Source organism: Blautia sp. OF09-25XD (assembly GCF_003482095.1).
Lineage (GTDB): Bacteria > Bacillota > Clostridia > Lachnospirales > Lachnospiraceae > Fusicatenibacter > Fusicatenibacter saccharivorans.
Genome location: NZ_QUMG01000050.1, coordinates 1 through 1,113 on the forward strand (window position 1 = coordinate 1; position 1,113 = coordinate 1,113).

Below are 1,113 nucleotides of genomic sequence, written 5' to 3' on the forward strand. Positions count from 1 at the left end.
TAACTTTACGTTTTTCAGAAATATATTCAAATATTTCTTCATCTGAATATTGATAGTTAACTGGATACGGTTCTACAGAAAAATAAAAGTCTCCAACTAATGAAGAATATTCCCATGATAATTGCTCTTCGCCATATGTAGAAGATGAAATACTAGATACTTCGTTACGAACATATTTGAACATTTCCTCAATTTTCAGATTTGGTATAGTCATTGCATCCTTTAACACTTGGGTATATAAACCATTACTACCTAAACCATCTGAAGCACCACAATCTGCACTTGTAGAATAAGCAATTATAGTTCCTTTAGGCGGATTTGAGATAGCGGTGAACCCTGTCGAAAAACCTCTTCCCATAGCAAATGGATTGTTTCGACATGCATCTAAAATACAAATAATGGTTTTTGCATTATAAGCAGATACTCCCTCAAGAAAAACATCTAAACTGTAGCAAGATACTTTAGTCTTTGCTTCACTAGTCATCTGAAGATCTATTGGGATAATATAATTCTTTCCTTCAATTTGCATACCATGACCCGCATAAAATAGTAATCCAACGGCATGTTCATCAAGATCCTTCAAAAAAGTATTCACAGCCCCTTGAATATCTGTCAACGATGCATCTAACAATGTTGTTACGTCAAAGTTGAGTTTCTGTAATACAGCTGTTATATCATTAGCATCATTTTTAGGATTTTTTAACGGTTCGACATATTGGTAATTGGAATTTCCAATTACTAGTGCAATTCTATCACTCATTATTATACTTATCCTTTCTGCATCAATAACCTGACTCATATCTATGACCATCAATACTAATAATGATAAGCCATTAATTTTTCTTTGAAAATTGGACTTTTTCATCTACACAAAGCAGTTTCATGTACTCTGACAATTCACGTACGATTAAAATCGAAGCAAAAAGAGTTCTGATATGAAATCTATTGGCTCTTTTCCCTCATAGCATCAACTCAAAGATTCTTCAAAGTTTTTAGCTAAAATCAACTAATATTTTCAAAATCTCTATTTTTACATTTTCTATATTCCTTCAGCATTTTTCTCAATACAATTGCATTTTCATATTCTTCTTTAAATGCATCTTGCCTATAACT

Annotated in this window: 1 protein-coding gene; it reads right to left on the reverse strand. The window is 31.9% G+C overall.

Annotation, left to right across the window (positions count from 1 at the left end; all coding sequences use genetic code 11):
• Positions 1 to 760 (reverse strand): caspase family protein (locus DXA93_RS17535; RefSeq protein WP_147399567.1); only part of this gene is annotated, 760 nt, incomplete at its 3' end.
• Between the last annotated feature and the right edge of the window lie 353 nt (positions 761 to 1,113).